General features: G+C 74.3%; 19 protein-coding genes. 2 read left to right on the forward strand and 17 right to left on the reverse strand.

Annotated elements, in window-relative coordinates:
- Nucleotide 1: 1 nt before the first annotated feature.
- From fmt to carA, 15 genes are all read right to left on the reverse strand, one after another.
- Nucleotides 2–925, reverse strand: coding sequence for a methionyl-tRNA formyltransferase (gene fmt / locus OCU29_RS17285; protein ID WP_261820906.1), 924 nt, complete (start codon nucleotides 923–925; stop codon nucleotides 2–4).
- A 16-nt stretch (nucleotides 926–941) separates the two neighbouring features.
- Entirely contained in the window at nucleotides 942–1,487 is a 546-nt protein-coding gene (gene def / locus OCU29_RS17290; RefSeq protein WP_261820907.1) for a peptide deformylase, read from the reverse strand.
- Between the two features lie 28 nt (nucleotides 1,488–1,515).
- Nucleotides 1,516–3,564: a primosomal protein N' gene (locus OCU29_RS17295; protein WP_261820908.1), complete on the reverse strand. Its 2,049-nt coding sequence runs from the start codon at nucleotides 3,562–3,564 to the stop codon at nucleotides 1,516–1,518.
- Between the two features lie 146 nt (nucleotides 3,565–3,710).
- Entirely contained in the window at nucleotides 3,711–4,907 is a 1,197-nt protein-coding gene (gene metK / locus OCU29_RS17300) for a methionine adenosyltransferase (RefSeq protein WP_179616405.1), read from the reverse strand.
- Between the two features lie 70 nt (nucleotides 4,908–4,977).
- Nucleotides 4,978–6,177 carry a bifunctional phosphopantothenoylcysteine decarboxylase/phosphopantothenate--cysteine ligase CoaBC gene (gene coaBC / locus OCU29_RS17305; RefSeq protein ID WP_261820909.1) on the reverse strand — a complete coding sequence of 400 codons (1,200 nt, stop codon included), beginning with the start codon at nucleotides 6,175–6,177 and terminating at the stop codon, nucleotides 4,978–4,980.
- Nucleotides 6,178–6,250: 73 nt separating this feature from the next.
- On the reverse strand, nucleotides 6,251–6,586 hold the full coding sequence (gene rpoZ, locus OCU29_RS17310) for a DNA-directed RNA polymerase subunit omega (RefSeq protein ID WP_179616403.1): 336 nt from the start codon (nucleotides 6,584–6,586) through the stop codon (nucleotides 6,251–6,253).
- A 7-nt stretch (nucleotides 6,587–6,593) separates the two neighbouring features.
- Nucleotides 6,594–7,193 carry a guanylate kinase gene (gene gmk, locus OCU29_RS17315; RefSeq protein ID WP_179616402.1) on the reverse strand — a complete coding sequence of 200 codons (600 nt, stop codon included), beginning with the start codon at nucleotides 7,191–7,193 and terminating at the stop codon, nucleotides 6,594–6,596.
- On the reverse strand, nucleotides 7,190–7,516 hold the full coding sequence (mihF, locus tag OCU29_RS17320) for an integration host factor, actinobacterial type (RefSeq protein WP_179616401.1): 327 nt from the start codon (nucleotides 7,514–7,516) through the stop codon (nucleotides 7,190–7,192). Before mihF ends, gmk begins: the two co-directional genes overlap by 4 nt.
- A 107-nt stretch (nucleotides 7,517–7,623) precedes the next feature.
- Nucleotides 7,624–8,079, reverse strand: a complete 456-nt coding sequence (locus OCU29_RS17325; protein WP_261820910.1) for a hypothetical protein — start codon at nucleotides 8,077–8,079, stop codon at nucleotides 7,624–7,626.
- Nucleotides 8,076–8,915, reverse strand: a complete 840-nt coding sequence (gene pyrF / locus OCU29_RS17330; protein WP_179616399.1) for an orotidine-5'-phosphate decarboxylase — start codon at nucleotides 8,913–8,915, stop codon at nucleotides 8,076–8,078. Before pyrF ends, OCU29_RS17325 begins: the two co-directional genes overlap by 4 nt.
- On the reverse strand, nucleotides 8,912–9,763 hold the full coding sequence (locus OCU29_RS17335) for a nitronate monooxygenase (RefSeq protein WP_261820911.1): 852 nt from the start codon (nucleotides 9,761–9,763) through the stop codon (nucleotides 8,912–8,914). The genes pyrF and OCU29_RS17335 overlap by 4 nt, the downstream gene beginning before the upstream one ends.
- The gene (locus OCU29_RS17340; protein WP_261820912.1) at nucleotides 9,760–10,608 is read right to left on the reverse strand and encodes a hypothetical protein; all 849 of its coding nucleotides are present in this window, start codon (nucleotides 10,606–10,608) and stop codon (nucleotides 9,760–9,762) included. Before OCU29_RS17340 ends, OCU29_RS17335 begins: the two co-directional genes overlap by 4 nt.
- A 10-nt stretch (nucleotides 10,609–10,618) precedes the next feature.
- A complete protein-coding gene (locus OCU29_RS17345) occupies nucleotides 10,619–11,656 on the reverse strand; it encodes a quinone-dependent dihydroorotate dehydrogenase (protein WP_370463681.1) in 1,038 nt (345 codons plus the stop codon).
- 20 nt (nucleotides 11,657–11,676) lie between these two features.
- On the reverse strand, nucleotides 11,677–14,994 hold the full coding sequence (carB, locus tag OCU29_RS17350; protein WP_261820914.1) for a carbamoyl-phosphate synthase large subunit: 3,318 nt from the start codon (nucleotides 14,992–14,994) through the stop codon (nucleotides 11,677–11,679).
- The gene (gene carA / locus OCU29_RS17355) at nucleotides 14,994–16,127 is read right to left on the reverse strand and encodes a glutamine-hydrolyzing carbamoyl-phosphate synthase small subunit (protein ID WP_261820915.1); all 1,134 of its coding nucleotides are present in this window, start codon (nucleotides 16,125–16,127) and stop codon (nucleotides 14,994–14,996) included. The genes carB and carA overlap by 1 nt, the downstream gene beginning before the upstream one ends.
- A 201-nt stretch (nucleotides 16,128–16,328) precedes the next feature.
- Between carA and OCU29_RS17360 the strand changes: the two genes are divergently transcribed.
- The gene (locus tag OCU29_RS17360; protein ID WP_261820916.1) at nucleotides 16,329–17,027 is read left to right on the forward strand and encodes a helix-turn-helix transcriptional regulator; all 699 of its coding nucleotides are present in this window, start codon (nucleotides 16,329–16,331) and stop codon (nucleotides 17,025–17,027) included.
- A 75-nt stretch (nucleotides 17,028–17,102) separates the two neighbouring features.
- Nucleotides 17,103–17,294, forward strand: a complete 192-nt coding sequence (locus tag OCU29_RS17365; RefSeq protein WP_261820917.1) for a hypothetical protein — start codon at nucleotides 17,103–17,105, stop codon at nucleotides 17,292–17,294.
- Nucleotides 17,295–17,312: 18 nt separating this feature from the next.
- On the opposite strand, the gene OCU29_RS17370 is transcribed toward OCU29_RS17365, so the two are convergent.
- Nucleotides 17,313–18,332 carry an LLM class flavin-dependent oxidoreductase gene (locus tag OCU29_RS17370; protein ID WP_261820918.1) on the reverse strand — a complete coding sequence of 340 codons (1,020 nt, stop codon included), beginning with the start codon at nucleotides 18,330–18,332 and terminating at the stop codon, nucleotides 17,313–17,315.
- 39 nt (nucleotides 18,333–18,371) lie between these two features.
- On the reverse strand, nucleotides 18,372–20,075 hold the full coding sequence (locus tag OCU29_RS17375; RefSeq protein ID WP_261820919.1) for a helicase: 1,704 nt from the start codon (nucleotides 20,073–20,075) through the stop codon (nucleotides 18,372–18,374).
- Nucleotides 20,076–20,157 lie beyond the last annotated feature (82 nt).

Below are 20,157 nucleotides of genomic sequence, written 5' to 3' on the forward strand. Positions count from 1 at the left end.
GTCAGTCGCCGAGACGCGTGCCGCTGGTCAGCCGGGCGCCGCGCGCCCAGTCGGCCGCCGCCATCTGCTTCTTGCCGAACGCCTTGACATCGCCGAGCCGCACCGCCTGGGTGCCGGTGCCCACGACCACGTCGTTCTTGCCGACCGCGATCTCGCCCGCGGGCAGGCTGCCCTCGACGAGGGTGACGGGGCCGATCTTGATCCGCTCGCCCTCGAAGAGCGACCACGCGCCGGGGAACGGCGTGCAGGCGCGGATCCGCCGGTCGACGGCCACGGCGGGCTCGCTCCAGTCGACGCGCGCGTCGTCGACGAGGATCTTGGGCGCCATCGAGACGCCGTCCTCGGGCTGCTCGCGTGCCACCAGGGAGCCGTCCTCGATGCCGTCGAGGGTCTGCACCAGCAGGCCGGCCCCGCCCTCGGCGAGGCGGGTCAGCAGGTCGCCGGCGGTGTCGTGCTCGCGGATGCGCTCGGTCATCACACCGAAGGTGGGGCCGGCGTCCATGGCCTTGACGATGCGGAAGGTGGTGGCGCCGGTGACCTCGTCGCCGGCCCAGATGGAGTGCTGCACCGGGGCGGCGCCGCGCCAGGCCGGCAGGCACGAGAAGTGCAGGTTGACCCAGCCGTGCTCGGGGATGTCGAGCGCCGACTGCGGCAGCAGGGCGCCGTACGCCACGACGGGGCAGCAGTCGGGCCGCAGGGCCCGCAGGGCCTCCTGGAACTCCGGCTCGCGGGGGTGCTCGGGCTTGAGGACGGGGACGCCGAGCTCCTCGGCGCGCTGCGCCACGGGGCTGGCCACGAGCTTGCGGCCGCGCCCGGCCGGGGCGTCGGGACGGGTGACGACCCCGACCAGCTCGTGGTCGGAGGCGACGATCGCGTCCAGGGCGGGCAGGGCGACCTCGGGGGTGCCGGCGAAGACGACGCGCATCAGGTGGTCTCTCTCCTCACAGGCCCAGCCCGCGCGTGGCGTGCGGGCTGAGCTTGACGGTGGGCTTCTCGAGGCCGAACCACTCCGACTCGCGGATCTCGCGCATCGCGGCCTTGCGGGCTGCGGTGTCGAGCCGGTCGATGAAGAGGATGCCGTCGAGGTGGTCGGTCTCGTGCTGGATGGCGCGGGCGAGCAGCTCGGAGCCCTCGATCGTCACCGGTTCGCCGTGCATGTCCTGGCCCTTGGCGACCACGCGCAGGGCGCGCTTGGTGTCGAAGACCAGGTCGGGCAGCGACAGGCAGCCCTCGGGGCCGTCCTGCTCCTCCTCAGACAGGTCGAGCACGGGGTTGACCAGGTGGCCCAGCTCGCCGTCGACCCACCAGGTGAAGACCCGCAGCCCGACCCCGATCTGCGGCGCGGCCAGGCCCGAGCCCGGGGCCTCGCGCATGGTGTCGGTCAGGTCCTCGACGAGCCTGCGCAGCTCGCGGTCGAAATCGACGACCTCGACGGCCGGCTGGCGCAGGACGGGGTCGCCGAACAGGCGGATCGGCTGGGTGGGCATGGCCAGCATCCTAGGAGCCCGGGCCGGGTCACAGGCTCGGCGGGTCGACCTGGATCCGCACCGGGTCGAGCTTGCGCGAGGAGCGCATCCGCTGCAGGTCGCCCAGGGCGCGCGACAGCGCGTGCCCCTGGACCCGCGGCACCCGCACCACCACCCGGCTGCGGCCCTCGTCGTCGGGCAGCTCGACCGGGCCGAGCACCTCGGCGGGCTCGGGCACCTCGAGCAGCACCAGTGCGTCGTCGACGGCGCCCGGCTCGCCGGTGATGGTGGCCAGCCGCGAGGCCGGCGGCAGGTGGGCCTCGGCCCGGCTGTCGGCCTCCCGGGCGGCGAAGCCACCCATGTCCCAACGCACCAGCGCCTGCACCGGGGCCAGGGCGGCGTCGGCGACCACCATCGCCCGGCCGCCGGGCCGCACCAGACCGACGGCGTTGGCCCAGCGGCGCAGCGCCTCCTCGTCGGTGCGCAGGTCGGGGCGCGCCAGCAGCAGCCAGGCGTCGAGCAGCACCACGGCGGCGTACCCGCCCTCGGCCACGGGCTCGGCGCCGGGGGTCGCGACCACGATGGCGGGCTCCTCGTCGACCCGGGCCAGCACGCCGTCGCGCGCGGAGGTGCGCACCCGCACCGACGGGAACGCGCGACCGAGCTCCTCGGCGGTGCGCGCCTCGCCCAGGACCGGCGCCCGCAGGCCACGGTGGCCGCACTCGGAGCAGGCCCAGGTGGCCGCCTCGGTGCCGCACCAGCGGCACGAGGGCGGGGTGGTCGGCGAGGGCAGGCGCAGCGGGCCCGAGCACGTCGCGCAGCGCGCCGGGGTGCGGCAGCGCTCGCAGGCCAGCGACGCGACGTAGCCCTGGCGCGGGTTCTGCACCAGCACCGGGCCCTCGGGCAGGGCCGAGCGCAGCAGGTCGAGGACCTGGCGCGGCAGCCGGCTGGTGCGGGCCCGGGGGTCGCGCACCAGGTCGAAGTCGGTGGCGCCGGCGACCTCGACACGGGCCGCGGCCCGCACCCGCTCGCGCGGGGCGAAGAGCTCGTGGGCCCAGCCGCTGCGCAGCAGGTGGTCGGCCTCGACGCTGCGGGCGAAGCCACCGACCAGGGCGGCCGCCCCGGCCAGCTCGGCGCGCAGCAGCAGGGTCTCGCGGGTGTGGCAGTAGGGGGCGCGCGGCTCGGCGTGCAGGTCGTCGCCGTCGTCCCACACCACCACCAGGGACAGGTCGGCGACCGGGGCGAAGGCCGCGGCCCGGGTGCCGACGGCGATGCGGCGGTGGCCGCGGGCCAGCTGCAGGAAGGAGCGGTAGCGCGCGGCGGGGCCGAGGTCGGCGGTGAGCACGGCGTGCTCGGGCCGCTCGCCGGCCAGCGAGGTCAGCGCGGCGTCGACCCGCTCGACGTCCTTGCCGTCGGGCAGGCACACCACCACGCCCCCGGGGGCGCTGAGCGCGGCGTGGGCCACGAGCAGCGGCCAGTCGGCACCCGGCGGCGGGTTCCACACCGCCCGCGGGGCGCCGCCGTCGCGCAGGTGGCCCAGCCAGGCCGCGGCGTGGGCGTGCTCGGCCCACGCGGCCCGGGCGTCGTCGAGCGGGTGCGCCGGCGCCGGCGGCGGCGAAGCCACCTCGGCCTTCTCGGTGGTGGCGTGCCGCGGCGGCACCGCGAGGCGCAGCACGTCGGCGCGGCTGCCGGCGTACCGCTCGGCGACGGCCGCGGTGAGCGCGGCCACCTCGGGGGTGAGCACCGGTTCGGCGCTGACCACCCGGCGCAGCGGCAGCAGGGCGCCGGTGTGCTCGCTGGTCGCGGCCCGCTCGACCAGGAAGCCGTCGGTCTCCTTACCGGCGAAGCGCACCTTGACCCGCGCCCCCGGCACCGCGTCGTCGGCCATCGAGGCCGGCACCGAGAAGTCGAAGGGCCGGTCGAGGTGGGCCAGCGGCACGTCGACCAGCACCCGCGCCACCGGCAGCTCGGCGGCGGTCTCGGCCTGCGCCGCCTTGCGCTCCCGGGTGGCCCGGGCCTTGGCCTGCGACTCCTTGAGGGTGGCGCGCACCAGCCCGGGCAGCAGCTCGGGCTGGGCATCCTCGGGGCGGGCGGGCATAGGTGTTGTCTAGCAGCCGCCGCCGACGCCGGAGCGGGCAGCACCGAGCGTCGTACTGGACGGGCGAGTCGCTCACTTGTCAGGTGGTGCAACCCCTGACAAGTGCATGAGTCCCCGGTCGACCGGGGACTCATGCACGGGCGGCCTCAGGCGCCGACGGCCGCCTTCAGCGCGTCGGCACGGTCGGTGCGCTCCCAGGTGAAGTCGGGCAGCTCGCGGCCGAAGTGGCCGTAGGCGGCGCTCTGGGCGTAGATCGGGCGCAGCAGGTCGAGGGCGTCGATGATCGCGGCGGGGCGCAGGTCGAAGACGTCGAGGACGGCCTTCTGGATGACGTCGTCGGCCACGGTGCCGGTGCCGAAGGTCTCGACGAAGACACCGACGGGCTGGGCTTTGCCGATGGCGTAGGCGACCTGGACCTCGCAGCGGCGGGCCAGGCCCGCGGCGACGACGTTCTTGGCCACCCAGCGCATCGCGTAGGCCGCGGAGCGGTCGACCTTCGAGGGGTCCTTGCCCGAGAAGGCGCCGCCGCCGTGGCGGGCCATGCCGCCGTAGGTGTCGACGATGATCTTGCGGCCGGTCAGGCCGGCGTCGCCCATCGGGCCGCCGACCACGAAGCGCCCGGTGGGGTTGACCAGCAGGCGGTAGCCCTCGCTGGGGATGTCGAAGGAGGCCAGCACCGGGTCGATGACGTGCTTCTTGATGTCGGGCTGGAGCATCGTCTCGAGGTCGACGTCCTCGGCGTGCTGGGTGGAGAGCACGACGGTGTCGATGCGCACCGGCTTGTTGTCCTCGTCGTACTCGACGGTGACCTGGGTCTTGCCGTCGGGGCGCAGGTAGGCCAGCGTGCCGTCCTTGCGCACCGCCGAGAGCTTCTCCGAGAGCGTCTGCGCGATCTTGATCGGCAGCGGCATCAGCTCGGGGGTGTCGTCGCAGGCGTAGCCGAACATCAGGCCCTGGTCGCCGGCGCCCTGCTTGTCCATCGCGTCGACCGAGGACTCCAGGCGCGACTCGTAGCCGGTGTCGACGCCCTGGGCGATGTCGCCCGACTGGCCGCCGATGGCGACCATCACGCCGCAGGTGGTGCCGTCGAAGCCCTTGTCGGAGTGGTCGTAGCCGATGTCGAGGATGCGCTGGCGCACGATCGACTTGATGTCGACGTAGCCGGTGGTCGCGACCTCGCCGGCCACGACGACCAGGCCGGTGGTCAGCAGGGTCTCCACGGCCACCCGGCTGTGCGGGTCCTGGCGCAGCATCTCGTCGAGGACGGCGTCGCTGATCTGGTCGGCGATCTTGTCGGGGTGACCCTCGGTCACCGACTCGGAGGTGAACAGGCGTCCGGACATCTCGGCTCCTCGTGTGCGGTACCCCAACCGGTCATCGGCTGGGCGTGTCATTTCTACCGGGTGGGACTGCTCAGTCCCTCATCCGGATGGTGACCTGGTCCCAGATCGCGTGCGCCAGCTGCGACTTCGAGCCCAGGGGTACGTCGACGGCCTCGCCGTCGGCGCTCAGGATCATGCCCTGGTTGTCCTCGCTGCCGAAGACCGCTCCCCCGCTGACGTCGTTGACGACGAGCAGGTCGCAGCCCTTGCGGGCCAGCTTGGCGCGGGCGTGGTCGAGGACCCCGCCGCTCTCGTCGCCGGTCTCGGCGGCGAAGCCGACCACGACCTGGCCGGGCCGCGCGCGGTCCTGGCTGATCTCGAGCAGCACGTCGGGGTTCTGCACCAGCTCGACGGGGGCGGCCGAGCCGTCCTCGCGCTTCTTGATCTTGGCGGCGCTGACGTCGACGGGGCGGAAGTCCGCCGGCGCGGCGGCCATCACGACCGCGTCGGCGCCGGGCGCCGCGCCCACGACGGCCTCGCGCAGCTCGGCGGTGGTCTCGACGTGCAGCACCTTGACCCCGGCGGGGTCGGGCAGGGTGGCGTTGGCGCTGACCAGGGTGACCTCGGCCCCACGGGCCAGCGCGGCGCGGGCCAGCGCGTAGCCCTGGCGCCCCGAGGAGCGGTTGCCCAGGTAGCGCACCGGGTCGAGCGGCTCGCGGGTGCCGCCGGCCGAGACCACGACGTGGCGCCCGGCGAGGTCGCGGCGCGCGCCCCCGACCAGCACCTCGCGGCAGGCCTCGAAGATCTCCGAGGGCTCGGGCAGCCGACCCTTGCCGGTGTCGGCGCCGGTCAGGCGGCCCTCGGCGGGCTCCAGCACCAGCACCCCGCGCTCGCGCAGGGTCGCGACGTTGGCGCGGGTGGCGGGGTGCTCCCACATCTCGGTGTGCATGGCCGGGGCCAGCACGACGGGGCAGCGGGCGGTCAGCAGCGTGTTGGTCAGCAGGTCGTCGGCCAGCCCGTGGGCGGCCTTGGCCATCAGGTCGGCGGTGGCCGGGGCCACCACGACCAGGTCGGCCTGCTGGCCGATGCGCACGTGCGGGACCTCGTGCACGTCGCTCCACACCTCGTCGCTGACGGGTTTGCCCGACAGGGCCGACCAGGTGGGGGCGCCGACGAAGCGCAGCGCGGCCGCGGTCGGGACGACGGTGACGTCGTGGCCCGACTCGCTGAGGCGGCGCAGCAGCTCGCAGGCCTTGTACGCCGCGATCCCGCCGGCGACCCCGAGGACCACGCGCGGCCCCGGAACGGCAGCGGGCCGCTCCCCCGTCGGGGAAGCGGCCTGCGTGTCGGAGTGGGTGCTCAGCTCACTCGCCCTGGCTGAACGCGGCGGCGTCGGCGGCAGCGGCCTTGGCGGCGGCCTCCTCGGCGGCGAGCTCCGCGGGGTCGACGTCCTCACAGGTCAGCAGGTCCTCGTTGATCTCGCGCAGCGCGATCGAGAGGGGCTTCTCCTGCACGTGGGTCTCCACGAGGGGGCCGACGTACTCCAGCAGGCCCTCGCCGAGCTGGGAGTAGTAGGCGTTGATCTGGCGCGCGCGCTTGGCGCTGTACAGCACGAGCTTGTACTTGCTGTCGGTCTTCGTCAGCAGGTCGTCGATCGAGGGGTTGGTGACTCCCACGGCGTCGATGTTCGGGGCAGACAAGAAGGCCTCACAGATCGTTGGGGTTGGCGCTCGGGTCGAGCATCATCAAGGTTACCAAGTCGTGGGCCGCGGCGTGAACTTCGTGGTTGACGATGGTCACGTCGAACTCCGGCTCGGCGGCCAGCTCCTCGCGCGCGGTGAGCAGGCGGCGCTCGCGCTGCTCGGCGGTCTCGGTGCCGCGACCGACCAGCCGGCGCACCAGCTCCTCCCACGAGGGCGGCTTGAGGAAGACGAACAGCGCGTCGGGCATCGTGGCCCGCACCTGGCGCGCACCCTGCAGGTCGATCTCGAGCATCGAGGGGCGTCCGGCGCCCAGGGCCTCCTCGACGGGCCCGCGCGGGGTGCCGTAGCGCGCCGCGCCGTGCACGACCGCCCACTCGAGCATCTCGCCGGCCTCGACGAGCCGGTCGAACTCGGCGTCGTCGACGAAGCGGTAGTGCACGCCGTCGACCTCACCGGGGCGCGGGGCGCGGGTGGTGGCCGACACCGAGATCCACACGTCGGGGTGCAGGTCGCGCACGGCGGCAGCGACCGTGCCCTTGCCGACCGCGGTGGGGCCGGCCAGCACGACCAGACGGGTACGACGCGCGGGCTCCGGGGGGTTCACCGGGCCTCTCGGGAGCTGAACTCCTTCTCGAGGGCGGCGACCTGCTTGGTGCCCAGGCCGCGCACGCGGCGGCTCTCGGCGATCCCGATGCGCTCCATCATCTGCTTGGCGCGCACCTTGCCCAGGCCGGGCATCGACTGCAACAGGTCGACGACCCGCATCTTGCCGATGACCTCGTTGGTCGCGCCCTCGGCGAGGACGTCGACGATCGAGGCCCCGGAGTTCTTCAGGCGGTTCTTCACCTCGGCCCGCTCCCGACGGGACGCGGCTGCCTTGTCGAGGGCCGCCTGGCGTTGTTCGGGTGTCAGCGGTGGGAGTGCCACGTCGTCTCGGTCCTCGTGTCGGTGCGGGAGCGGTGCAAGGAGGGGCCAATCTAGTCAGACTTCTCAGCGGGCGGCAACGCCACGGGCCCAGGCGGGCGTCGCGGGGCTCACTGGTACAGAGGGGTGCCGCACACGTCGCGCACCTGGGTCTCGACCGCCTGGAGGGCCGCGACGGTGGTCGGGCGCACCAGCTCGCGCGCCGCTCCGTCGATCGCGGCGCGCTGCTGGTCGTCGAGGTCCTCCGGCGGCGCCTCGCGGTCGTAGGAGGCCGGGTCGACACCGGCGTCCTCGAGCGCCCGCTCGAGCGCCTCGAGCCGCCCCACGACCTGCTGCCACTCGTCGGCGATGTCGCGCGGCGCCTCGTCGCGCAGCTCCTGCAGGCGCGGCAGCACGCCCAGCAGCGCGTCGGACCCACCCGCGGCGACGGCCTCGGTCAGCGCCACCCGGTGCTCCTCGACGCGCTCGCAGTAGGCCTCGAAGCGGTCCTCGGCGCAGGCCGACAGCGACCCCGCGAGCAGCAGCGCGAGCCCGGCAGTGGCCAGGGCGCCGACGCGCGGCCTCACCCGAGCGCCGCCAGCTCGTCGTTGGTGGCCCGCACCGCGTCGCGCATCGCGACCCGGTCGGGGCCCAGGCGCAGCACGTCGCGCGAGGAGCTGGCCAGCACGTGGGCGGCCGAGGCCCCGAAGATGCGGCGCACGTCGGCGACGGTGCCGCCCTGGGCGCCGAACCCGGGCGCCAGCACCGGCCCGCCGAAGGCCAGGTCGAAGGCGGGGCCGTCCTCGGGCTGGGTGATGGTGGCGCCCACCACCGCGCCGAAGGAGCCCAGCGGCTCGGCGCCGGCGTTGAGGGCGCGCAGGTGGTCCAGGACCCGGTCGGCCACCCGCACGCCGTCGGCCCCGACGGCGTGCTGCACCTCGGGGCCCTCCTTGTTGGAGGTCAGCGCCAGCACGAAGACGCCCCCGTCGTGGCGGCGCGCGGTCTCGACGAAGGGGTCCAGGGAGCCCAGGCCGAGGTAGGGGCTGACGGTCACCGCGTCGCAGGCCAGCGGGGAGGCCGGGTCGAGGTAGGCGTCGGCGTAGGCCTGCGAGGTGGAGCCGATGTCGCCGCGCTTGACGTCGAGCAGCACCAGCGCGCCGGCCGCGCGCGACTCGGCGACGACGCGCTCGAGCACCGCCACGCCCCGGCTGCCGAAGCGCTCGTAGAACGCCGACTGCGGCTTGACGACCGAGGCGACCGGGGCGACCGCCTCGACCACCGACAGCGCGAAGCGCTCGAGGCCGGCGACGTCGTCGTCGAGGCCCCACTCGTGCAGCAGGGAGGCGTGCGGGTCGATGCCGACGCACAGGCGCCCCCGCTCGGCCATGGCGGCGTGCAGACGGCTCCCGAAGGTGCTGGTCATGACGGTGTCTCCTCGCTCGTCGCGTCGGGGCTCAGCGCGGCGACCAGCCGCGCGGCGGTGGTGGGGTCGTGCAGCAGCGCGGCGCCGACCTGCACGGCGACGGCCCCGGCGGCGAGCCGGGCCCGCACGTCGTCGACGGTGGTGATGCCACCACCGGCCACGACGGGCACGTCGAGCGCGGCCAGCACCTCGGTGAGGCAGCGCAGCGCCAGCGGACCGACCGCGGGCCCGCTGAGCCCGGCGTCCCGACCGTCGGGCATCGCGCCCGGCAGCGCCTGGCCGACCACCAGCGCCTCGGCGCCGGCGTCGACCGCGGCCCGGGCCGCCTCGACCACGCGCACCGCGTCGGGGCGCAGCTTGGCCAGGACCGGCACGCCGCGGGGCAGCTCGCGCTCGACGGCGGCGACCGCGGCCCCGACCTGGAACGGCTCGCGCGCGGTCATCAGGTCGCCCTCGGGCCCGGTGTCGGGCGGCGAGAGGTTGACCTCGACGGCGCTGACGCCGGGGGCGGTCCCGAGCCGCCGGGCCAGCTCGGCGAGCTCGCCGAGGCTGCGCGCGGCCACCGAGACCACGACGCGGGCCCGCTGCTGCAGCAGCCAGGGCAGCTCGGTGGCCAGGAACCCGTCGACGCCGGGGTTGGGCAGGCCGGTGGCGTGCAGCAGCCCCGAGGGCGTCTCCACCAGGCGCGGCAGCGCTCCCCCGGCGCGGGCGTCGAGGGTGACGGTGCGGGTGGTGAAGGCGCCCAGCGCCTCCAGCGGCCCGTACGCCGCGAGCTCGCGGCCGGTGCCGCCGCAGCCGGCGGCGACCAGCACCGGGGAGGCCAGGCGCAGCCCGGCGAGCAGGGTCACGACGGGCTCCCGGCGGCGGCGGCGAGGTCGTCCCAGCGCACCCGGTCGCCGCGCAGCACCGGCCCGTCGGCGCAGGCGCGGGCGGTGCGGGCCACGCCGTCCTCGCCGACCACCGGCACCGGGCAGCCCTGGCAGAGCCCGGTGGCGCAGGTCAGCGGCTGCTCGAGCGCGGTCTGGCTCCAGGCGCCGTGCGCCTCCGCGGCGCGGGCCACCGCGTGCAGCGTGGCCACCGGGCCGGCCGCGTAGACGACGTCGGCGCCGGCGCGGCGCAGCACGTCGTCGATGACGTCGACGACCCCGCCGCGGGCGCCCACCGAGCCGTCGCGGGTCACCACGGTGACCGCGCGGGCGGTGCGCCGGGCCTCGAGGGCGTTGAGCAGGTGCGCCTCGTCGACGGCGCCGAGCACCAGCGTCACCGGGCAGTCGCGCTCGCGCAGCCGCTCGGCGAGGGTGAAGAGCGGGGCGGCGGCGTACCCCTCGCCCACCAGGACGGTGGGCACCGGCTCCTTGGGCAGCGCGAAGGGGCGGCCCAGGGGTCCGGTCACCTCGAGGCGGTCGCCGCGCTCGAGGCCGGCCAGCCACCGGGTGCCGGGCCCCCCGGGCTCGACGACGACCTGCACGGTGGCGGCGTACCCGCCCAGCGGGCGGACCTGGTGGATCCACAGCGCGCGGCGGCCCAGGTGGCTGCGGCCGGCGGGGTCGCCGGGCGAGCCGACCGAGGCGGCCAGGAACGTGCCGGGCCGGAAGCGCTCCCCCACCCCCGGCGCGACCAGCGTCAGGTGCTGGAAGGCGCCGATGCGCTTGCTGGCCAGCACCTCCGCGACCACGTGGACGGGCACGCTCACGCCTGGTCCCTCATGCCTGGGCGCCCGTGACCAGGCGGCGCGGCCACCCGGGCCCCTCGTAGACGAACGCCGTGTAGGCCTGCAGCAGGTCGGCGCCGGCGGCGAGGCGGTCGCGGGCGTCCTCGACGGTGCTGATGCCGCCCACGCCGACCAGGGTCAGCCCGGGGCCGACCCGCTGCCGCAGCCGCCGCACCACCTCGGTGGAGCGGGCGGTGAGCGGGCGCCCGGAGATGCCGCCGGCCCCGAGCGCCTCGACGTCGGCGGCCGGGGTGCGCAGGCCCTCGCGGGAGATCGTGGTGTTGGTGGCGATCAGGCCGTCGAGCACCCCGTCGCGCTGGCCCGCCACGGCCAGGTCGGCGACCGCGTCGACGTCGGCGTCGGCGAGGTCGGGGGCGATCTTGACCAGCAGCGGCACCCGGCGCCCACCGGTGGCGGCGTCGGCGGTGCGGCGCACGTGGGCCAGCAGCGGCTCGAGCCGCTCCACGGCCTGCAGGGAGCGCAGCCCCGGGGTGTTGGGCGAGGACACGTTGACCACGAGGTAGTCGGCGTACGGCGACAGCAGCCGGGCGCTGGTCTCGTAGTCGGCCTCGACCGCGGCCTGGTCGTCCTCGGGCACCACCTTCGACTTGCCGATGTTGACGCCCAGGACCGGCCCCGGCCGGTCGCCGCGGCGGCGGGCGCGCTCGGCGAGCCGGGCCGCGACCACCTCGGCACCGTCGTTGTTGAAGCCCATCCGGTTGAGCACCGCACGGTCCTCGACGAGCCGGAAGAGCCGCGGCTGCGGGTTGCCGGGCTGGGCCAGCCCGGTGACGGTCCCGACCTCGACGTGGCCGAAGCCGAGGGCGCCCAGCGCGTCGATGCCGACCGCGTTCTTGTCGAAGCCGGCCGCCATCCCGAGCACGTTGGGGAAGGTGGTCCCCAGCGCCTGCACCGGCCGCCCCGGCAGCCCCCGCAGACCCAGCACCGGCGCCCCGGCCCGCACCGCGCGGAAGCCCGCGTGGTGGGCGCGCTCGGGGTCGACGCGGGTCGCGACCCGGTCGAAGAGCACCCGGTACGGGCTCACCGGGCTCACGAGCGGCGGGCCCAGTCCTGCAGCGAGCGCACCCCGATGTCGCCGCGGCGCATCGCCTCGATGCCCTGCACCGCCGCCCCGAGGCCCTGCACCGTGGTCAGGCACGGCACGTTGGCCATCACCGCCGCGGTGCGGATCTCGTACCCGTCGAGACGGGCGTGCCCGCCGCCGCCGGCGCCGTACGGCGTGTTGACGATCAGCTGGATCTCGCCGTCGTGGATCAGCTGCACGGTGGTCTTCTCGCCGGCCGGGCCGGGGCCCTCGTAGTGCTTGCGCACGACCGTCGCGGCCACGCCGTTGCGGCGCAGCACCTCGGCGGTGCCCTGGGTCGCGAGGATCTCGAAGCCCATGTCGGCGAGCACCTTGACCGGGAAGATCATCGAGCGCTTGTCGCGGTTGGCCATCGAGACGAAGACCTTGCCGGAGGTCGGCAGCGGCCCGAAGGCCGCGGCCTGGCCCTTGGCGAAGGCGGTGCCGAAGTCGCGGTCGAAGCCCATCACCTCGCCGGTGGACTTCATCTCGGGGCCGAGCACGGTGTCGACCTGGGCGCCGTCGGGGGTGCGGAACCGGTTGAAGGGCATCACCGCCTCCTTGACCGCGATCGGCTGGTCGGCCGGCAGCGTGCCGCCGTCGCCGGAGACCGGCAGCAGCCCCGCCTTGCGCAGGTCGGCGACGCTCTCGCCGAGCATCACCCGGGCCGCGGCCTTGGCCAGCGGCGTCGCGGTCGCCTTGGAGACGAACGGCACCGTGCGACTGGCGCGCGGGTTGGCCTCGAGCACGTAGAGGATGTCGGAGCCGAGCGCGAACTGGATGTTGAGCAGCCCGCGCACCCCCACGCCCCGCGCGATCGCCTCGGTGGCCTCGCGGATGCGCCCGATCTCGAGCTCGCCCAGGGTGATCGGCGGCAGCGCGCAGGAGGAGTCGCCGGAGTGGATGCCGGCCTCCTCGATGTGCTCCATCACGCCGCCGAGGAAGAGCTCCTCGCCGTCGAAGATGGCGTCGACGTCGATCTCGACGGCGTCGTCGAGGAAGCGGTCGACCAGCACCGGCGCCTCCCTGCTGATCAGCCCGGCCGCGACGTACTTCTCCAGGTAGGCCTCGAGCGACTCGTCGCCGTAGACGATCTCCATGCCGCGCCCGCCGAGCACGTAGGAGGGGCGCACCAGCACCGGGTAGCCGATCTCGGCGGCGATGCGCTGCGCCTCGACGTACGACGTCGCGGTGCCGTGCTTGGGCGCGACCAGGCCCGCCTCGGCGAGCACGCGGCCGAAGGCGCCGCGCTCCTCGGCCAGGTCGATGGCGTCGGGGCTGGTGCCGACGATCGGGACGCCGTTGCGCGCCAGGCCCTGCGCCAGGCCCAGCGGGGTCTGCCCGCCGAGCTGGCAGATGACACCGGCGACCGGGCCGGCGGCCATCTCGGCGTGCACCACCTCGAGGGCGTCCTCGAGGGTGAGCGGCTCGAAGTAGAGCCGGTCGGACGTGTCGTAGTCGGTGGAGACGGTCTCGGGGTTGCAGTTGACCATCACGGTCTCGTAGCCGGCCTCCGAGAGCGCCAGCGAGGCGTGCACGCACGAGTAGTCGAACTCGATGCCCTGGCCGATCCGGTTCGGCCCGGAGCCGAGGATGATCACCGCCTGCCGCTCGCGCGGCAGCACCTCGCTCTCCTCGTCGTAGGAGGAGTAGTGGTACGGCGTGGCCGCGGCGAACTCGGCGGCGCAGGTGTCGACGGTCTTGTAGACCGGGCGGATGCCCAGCGCGTGGCGCACCCCGCGCACCACGTCGGCGCTCATCCCGCGGATCTTGCCGATCTGGTGGTCGGAGAAGCCGTGCCGCTTGGCCTTGCGCAGCAGCGTCGGGGTCAGCTCGGGGGCCGCGGTCACCTCGACGGCGATCTCGTTGATCAAGGTGAGCTGGTCGACGAACCACGGGTCGATGCCGGTGGCCTCGAAGACCTCCTCGGGGCTGGCGCCGGCGCGGATCGCGTCCATCACCTTGCGCAGCCGGCCGTCGTGCGGGGTGCGCACGGCCTCGAGCAGGGCCGGCTTGTCGAGGTCGACCTCGTCCTTCTCCCAGTCGAAGACGGCGTCCTTCGACTCCAGGCTGCGCAGCGCCTTCTGCAGCGCCTCGGTGAAGTTGCGGCCGATCGCCATCGCCTCGCCCACCGACTTCATGTGGGTGGTCAGGGTCGGGTCAGCGCCGGGGAACTTCTCGAAGGCGAAGCGGGGCACCTTGACCACGACGTAGTCGAGGGTCGGCTCGAAGGCGGCCGGGGTGCTGGAGCCGTCGGCGCGCAGGGTGATGTCGTTGGGGATCTCGTCGAGGGTGTAGCCGATGGCCACCTTCGCCGCGATCTTGGCGATCGGGTAGCCGGTCGCCTTCGAGGCCAGCGCGCTGGAGCGGCTGACCCGCGGGTTCATCTCGATGACGACCAGGCGCCCGTCGCGCGGGTTGACGGCGTACTGGATGTTGCAGCCGCCGGTGTCGACGCCGACCTCGCGGATGATGCCGATCGCCATGTCGCGCATGTGCTGGTACTCGCGGTCGGTCAGCGTCATCGCCGGGGCGACGGTGATCGAGTCGCCGGTGTGCACGCCCATCGGGTCGAGGTTCTCGATGGAGCAGATGATCACCACGTTGTCGGCGGTGTCGCGCATGACCTCGAGCTCGTACTCCTTCCAGCCGAGGATCGACTCCTCGAGGAGCACCTCGGTGGTGGGGCTCGCGGCCAGGCCGGCGCCGGCGATGCGGCGCAGGTCGGTCTCGTCGTAGGCCATGCCCGAGCCGGCGCCGCCCATGGTGAAGGAGGGGCGCACGACGACCGGGTAGCCCAGGTCGCCGACCGCGCCGAGGCAGTCGTCCATCGAGTGGCAGATCGCCGAGCGGGCCGACTCGCCGCCGAGGTCCTCGACGATCTTCTTGAAGACCTGGCGGTTCTCGCCGCGGTCGATGGCCTCGATGGAGGCACCGATCAGCTCCACGCCGTACTTCTCGAGCACGCCGGCCGCGTCCAGCGCCATCGCGGCGTTGAGCGCGGTCTGCCCGCCGAGGGTGGCCAGCAGCGCGTCGGGGCGCTCCTTGGCGATCACCTTCTCGACGAACTCGGGCGTGATCGGCTCGACGTACGTCGCGTCGGCGAACTCGGGGTCGGTCATGATCGTGGCCGGGTTGGAGTTGACCAGGATGACCCGCAGGCCCTCGTCCTTGAGCACCCGGCACGCCTGGGTGCCGGAGTAGTCGAACTCGCAGGCCTGGCCGATGACGATCGGGCCGGACCCGATCACCATGACGCTCTTGATGTCCTCGCGCTTGGGCATCAGGCCCTGCCCTCCATGAGAGTCGTGAACCGGTCGAAGAGGTACGCCGCGTCGTGCGGGCCCGCGGCGGCCTCGGGGTGGTACTGCACGGAGAAGCCCTTGAGCTCCCCGTCGGCGCCGCGCAGCTCGAGACCCTCCACGACGTCGTCGTTGAGGCAGACGTGGCTGACGCTGGCCTCGCCGTACGCCGTGGTGGTGGGCCCGTCGAGCGGGGCGTCGACGGCGAAGCCGTGGTTGTGGGCGGTGACCTCGACCTTGCCGGTGGTGCGGTCGATCACCGGCTGGTTGATGCCGCGGTGGCCGTAGGTGAGCTTGTAGGTGCCGAAGCCCAGCGCGCGGCCGAAGAGCTGGTTGCCGAAGCAGATGCCGAAGTAGGGCACCCCGCGCTCGAGGGCGCCCTGGAGGACCTCGACCTGGTGGGTCGTGGCGGCTGGGTCGCCGGGGCCGTTGGAGTAGAAGAGGCCGTCGGGCTGCACGGCGAGCACGTCGTCGAGGGTCGCGGTGGCGGGCAGCACGTGCACCTCGACGCCGCGCTCGGCCATCCGGTGCGGCGTCATCGTCTTGATGCCCAGGTCGAGGGCGGCGACGGTGAAGCGCTTCTCGCCGTGGGCGGGCACCACGTAGGCCTCGGTGGTCGAGACCTCGCTGGCCAGCTCGGTGCCGGCCATCTCGCCGGAGGCCTGCACCCGGGCGAGCAGCGCCGCGGGGTCGGTCTCGGTGGTGGAGATGCCCACGCGCATCGCGCCGCGCTCACGCAGGTGGCGGGTCAGGGCGCGGGTGTCGACGCCGCTGATGCCGACCACGCCCTGCTGGCGCAGCTCCTCGTCGAGGGAGCGCACCGAGCGCCAGCTGCTGGGCACCCGGGCGGGGTCGCGCACGACGTACCCGGAGACCCAGATGCGGCGCGACTCGGGGTCCTCGTCGTTGACGCCGGTGTTGCCGACGTGCGGGGCGGTCATCACCACCACCTGGCGGTGGTAGGACGGGTCGGTGAGCGTCTCCTGGTAGCCGGTCATGCCGGTGTTGAAGACGGCTTCGCCGAAGGTCTCCCCGGCGGCGCCGTACGCCTCGCCGTGGAAGGTGCGGCCGTCCTCGAGCACGAGGATCGCCGGGGCAGGGGCATGCACGGGCACGCCGTACCTCCTTCTCCGCCTCACAGGACGGATCGTTAAAGGATGTGATCAGCGCGCTGAGCCTAGCAGCGCGCGACGCTCCCGCCGACCACGTGTCCGTGCGTCGGGCGGCGGTGTCGAGCGTGGGCGTCGGCCCAGAAATGGCGATGCGCGCAGCGGTGCCCCGGCGTAGCGTCGGGAGCCTCCTCCCGAGGGGGCCACATGGCCGACCTGGTGCTGAACCCCGCCGAGCAGTCCGCGCTCGCGACGCTGCTCTCCGCCGAGCCCGTGCCCGGCGACCCGATGCCGCCGGCCGAGGCGCTGGAGGCGCTCGCCACGCTGGTACCGGCCGACGGGATGGGGGCCGTGCTGGTCGAGCACAGCGGGCGGCTGGTGGCCGAACGGGTCGTGCTGCCCGACTGGTTGCCCCGCGACGAGGAGCCCCAGGAGGACGGCCCGCTCTTCGTCGGCTTCATGCACTGGCTCCAGCACCCGTCGGCGGCCGCGGCGTGCGAGGCGATGCCCGGCGTCGACGGGGTCGCGATCGGCTACCGGGTCGGCGGCGACTGCGTCGCCCAGGTCTACCTCGACCGGCGCCGACGCCAGTTCTCGGAGCGTGACCTCGCGATGCTGCGGATGGTCGCTCCCCTGCTGCAGCGGCTGCTGCGCGAGCGCCCCACCCCCCGCCTGCCCGCGTCGGTGACGGTGCAGGAGCGGCGGGTGCTGATGCACGTCGCGACCGGTGCCTCGAACGCCGAGATCGCCCGGGCGATGTACATCGCGCCGAGCACCGTGCGCAAGCACCTCGAGCACGTCTACGCCAAGCTCGGCGTGCACAACCGGCTGCAGGCGCTCGCCGTGCTGCGCGGCAGCGACGAGCCGGACCTCGATCTGCGCGATCGCGTCGCAAGATACGCCTGACGGCGAATACCCACGGGCGCGCGTGCGGCGCAGCCTCGGAGGAGAGCAGCATCCCCCTTCCGAGAGGAGCGACCGATGTCCCACCATCGCAGCACCGTCACCACCAGCACCGCCGGCGCCCTGCTCTGCCTCGCACTCGCGGGCAGCGCCTCCGCCGCGATCCCCGAGCCCGACACCGGCTCCGGGGCCACGGAGCCAGAACGCCCCTGCTTCATGGTCCGCGCCCACTGGAACGAGGCGCTCGACGGGCCCCAGCCCACCTGCTGAGCGACGTCGACGGGCGCCTCAGCGCCAGCCCAGCTCGGGGGCGACGTACCTGACCACGCTGTCGAGCAGGTGCGCGTTGTAGTCGACGCCGAGCTGGTTGGGCACCGTCAGCAGCAGGGTGTCGGCGGCCGCGACCGCCTCGTCCTCGGCGAGCTCGCGGACGAGCTGGTCGGGCTCGCCGGCGTACGACTTCCCGAACCGGGCCAGGCCACCGTCGATGTGGCCGACCTGGTCGCGGCTGCCCGCCTCGGCGCCGAAGTACGCCCGGTCGGTGCCGTTGACGATGGGGAAGATGCTGCGGCTCACCGACACCCGCGGCTCGCGCTGGTGCCCGGCCTCGCTCCACGCGTCCCGGAACATCCGGATCTGCTCGGCCTGGAGCTGGTGGAACGGCACGCCGGTGTCCTCGGTGAGCAGCGTCGAGCTCATCAGGTTCATGCCCTGCTCCCCCGTCCACACGGCGGTGGCGCGGGTCCCGGCACCCCACCAGATCCGTTCGCGCAGGCCCGGTGACTGCGGCTCGATGCCGAGCAGGCCGGGCGGGTTGGGGAACATCGGGCGTGGGTGAGGCTCGGCGAACCGCTCGCCGCTGATGGCCCGGAGGAACCGCGCGGTGTGGTCGCGGGCCATCTGGGCGTGGTCGTCGCCCTCGCCGGGGTCGTGCCCGAAGTGCTTGAAGCCGTCGACGACCTGCTCCGGTGAGCCACGGCTGATGCCGAGCTGGAGCCGGCCGCCGGAGATCAGGTCGGCGGCGCCGGCGTCCTCGGCCATGTAGAGCGGGTTCTCGTAGCGCATGTCGATCACGCCGGTGCCGAGCTCGATGCGGCTCGTGCGGGCGCCCGCAGCCGCGAGCAGCGGGAACGGCGAGGCGAGCTGGCGGGCGAAGTGGTGCACCCGGAAGTAGGCACCGTCGGCCCCGAGCTCCTCGGCGGCGACCGCGAGGTCGATGGACTGGAGCAGCACGTCGGAGGCCGAGCGCGTCTGCGACTGCGGCGAGGGGTTCCAGTGACCGAAGGACAGGAAGCCGATCTTCTTCATGCCTCGACAACCAGCGACCCGGTCGTCTTCTTCCGCTCCTCAGGCGTCCTCGGTCAGCGCCGCGGTCGGCAGCCAGTCGGCGCCGAGCAGCTCAGCGAGGTCGGCGAGGCCGGTGGTGTCGCTGCCGACCGTGTCGGAGGCGGCGGCGATCCGCTCGACCATCACCTTGCCGACCTGCTCCTCGACGGTGCCCTCGGCGTAGGCGATGTGCCACGGCGAGACCTGGTGGTCGCGGTGGGTGCGACCGGTCACCTGGCGTCCGGCGATGCCGGAGAAGCGGGCCTGGTGGAAGACACCGACGCGGGGCTCGGTGCTGGCCTGGCGGCCGTCGGCGAGGCTCTCGCCGGCGTGCAGGCTGATCGAGGCGACGGTGGTCAAGACGCAGACCTTCGCCTGGCCGGTCTGGAAGCGCAGCCGCTCGGCCTCGGGGTCGAAGCGGTCGCGGCCGTAGATGGTGGCGACCTCGATGCCGGCGTCGCGCAGCCGGTCGGTGATCGGGTCGGCAGCGGTGGCGACGAACTCGACCGAGCAGGCGACCTGCCGCTCGGCCTGGACCTGCTGGACGATCCAGTCGACGGTGGAGTCGACGCGGATCAGGCCGGCCTTCTGCCGGAAGCGCAGCAGCGCGGCCCGGCCCTTGGCGGTGTTCCGGCCGCGGCGGGCGATGTCCATCTCGCGGCAGAACTCACCCCACTCGGCCTCGTACGCCGCCCGCTCGGCCGGGCTGAGCGTCACCGGCATGCCGGAGATCGGCACCGGCCCCCACGGGGCGGCGCGGTGGAGCATCGCCGGGGGCCGCTCGTCGGCCAGCCAGCCGCGCACGAGCTTGAGGTCGGCGGCCCGGCGGCCCGGGTCGGAGGTCCAGGTCGCGCCGTAGCGGCCCTGCTCGACGCCGACGCCGTGGCGCTCGAGCGCGGAGGCGAAGGCGGGCCCGGGTTGGGCGGCGGAGGTCCACTCCTTCATCGGCTCACCCAGCACCTGGGCGTAGGCGGGGGCGAGGTAGGGCAGCTCCAGCGGCGTGTGGCCGGGCGTGGCGGTGGTGGCGATGACGAAGGGGGCCTTGTCGTGGGGCTTGGCGTGGCCGGAGACCCGGGCCCAGTGCTTCCACCGCTTGGTGGTGGTGCGGCGCAGGGCGTGGGCCTCGTCGGCGATGATCACGTCCCAGGTGTGGTCCTTGACCTTCTCGAGGCGGTCCCAGGTGATCACCACCCACTCGAGGCCGCTGTCGCCGAGCGCGGTGATGGTGCGGCACCAGTGGCCGATGGTGATGGCCGCGGGCCGGTCGGCGACGACGAGCACCCGCTGGGCCCCGCGCAGGTCACCGACCGCGCTGGCGCCGAGGACCGCCGAGATCGTCTTGCCCACGCCGGGCTCGTCGGCGAGCAGGAACTGCCGCCCGCCGGCCGCGGCGCGCTCGGCGATCGCGTCGGCCGCCTCGAACTGGAGCCGTCGGGGCTCGAGCGTGTCGTCCGGCTCGGGATGGGGGGTCGGGTCGTCGGGGTTGAGGGTGTTCTCGATGAAGCGGCCGAGCGTGTGCGGGCCCGGGGCGTACGGCGCGAGGTGCGCGGGCAGCGCGCGCCCGACGTACAGGTGGGTCTTGACGGCGGGGTGCCAGGAGGCGCCGTCGACCTGGGTGCCGTACGGCACGTCGAGCACCCACAGCCGCTCCCCCGGCCCGGCGACCGGCAACGGCCGCGGGGCTGCGCCGCGGCGGCGGGGTCGGGAACGACGGGAGCTGGCCACCCCCGGACGCTATCCGGAGCCTGGCCCGGGACAGGGCCGGCTCGCCCACGCGCAATCGGTCGTGGCGCAGCGGTGGCATACC

The organism is Nocardioides sp. OK12 (assembly GCF_024341885.1).
GTDB classification, from domain to species: Bacteria; Actinomycetota; Actinomycetes; order Propionibacteriales; family Nocardioidaceae; genus Nocardioides; species Nocardioides marinisabuli.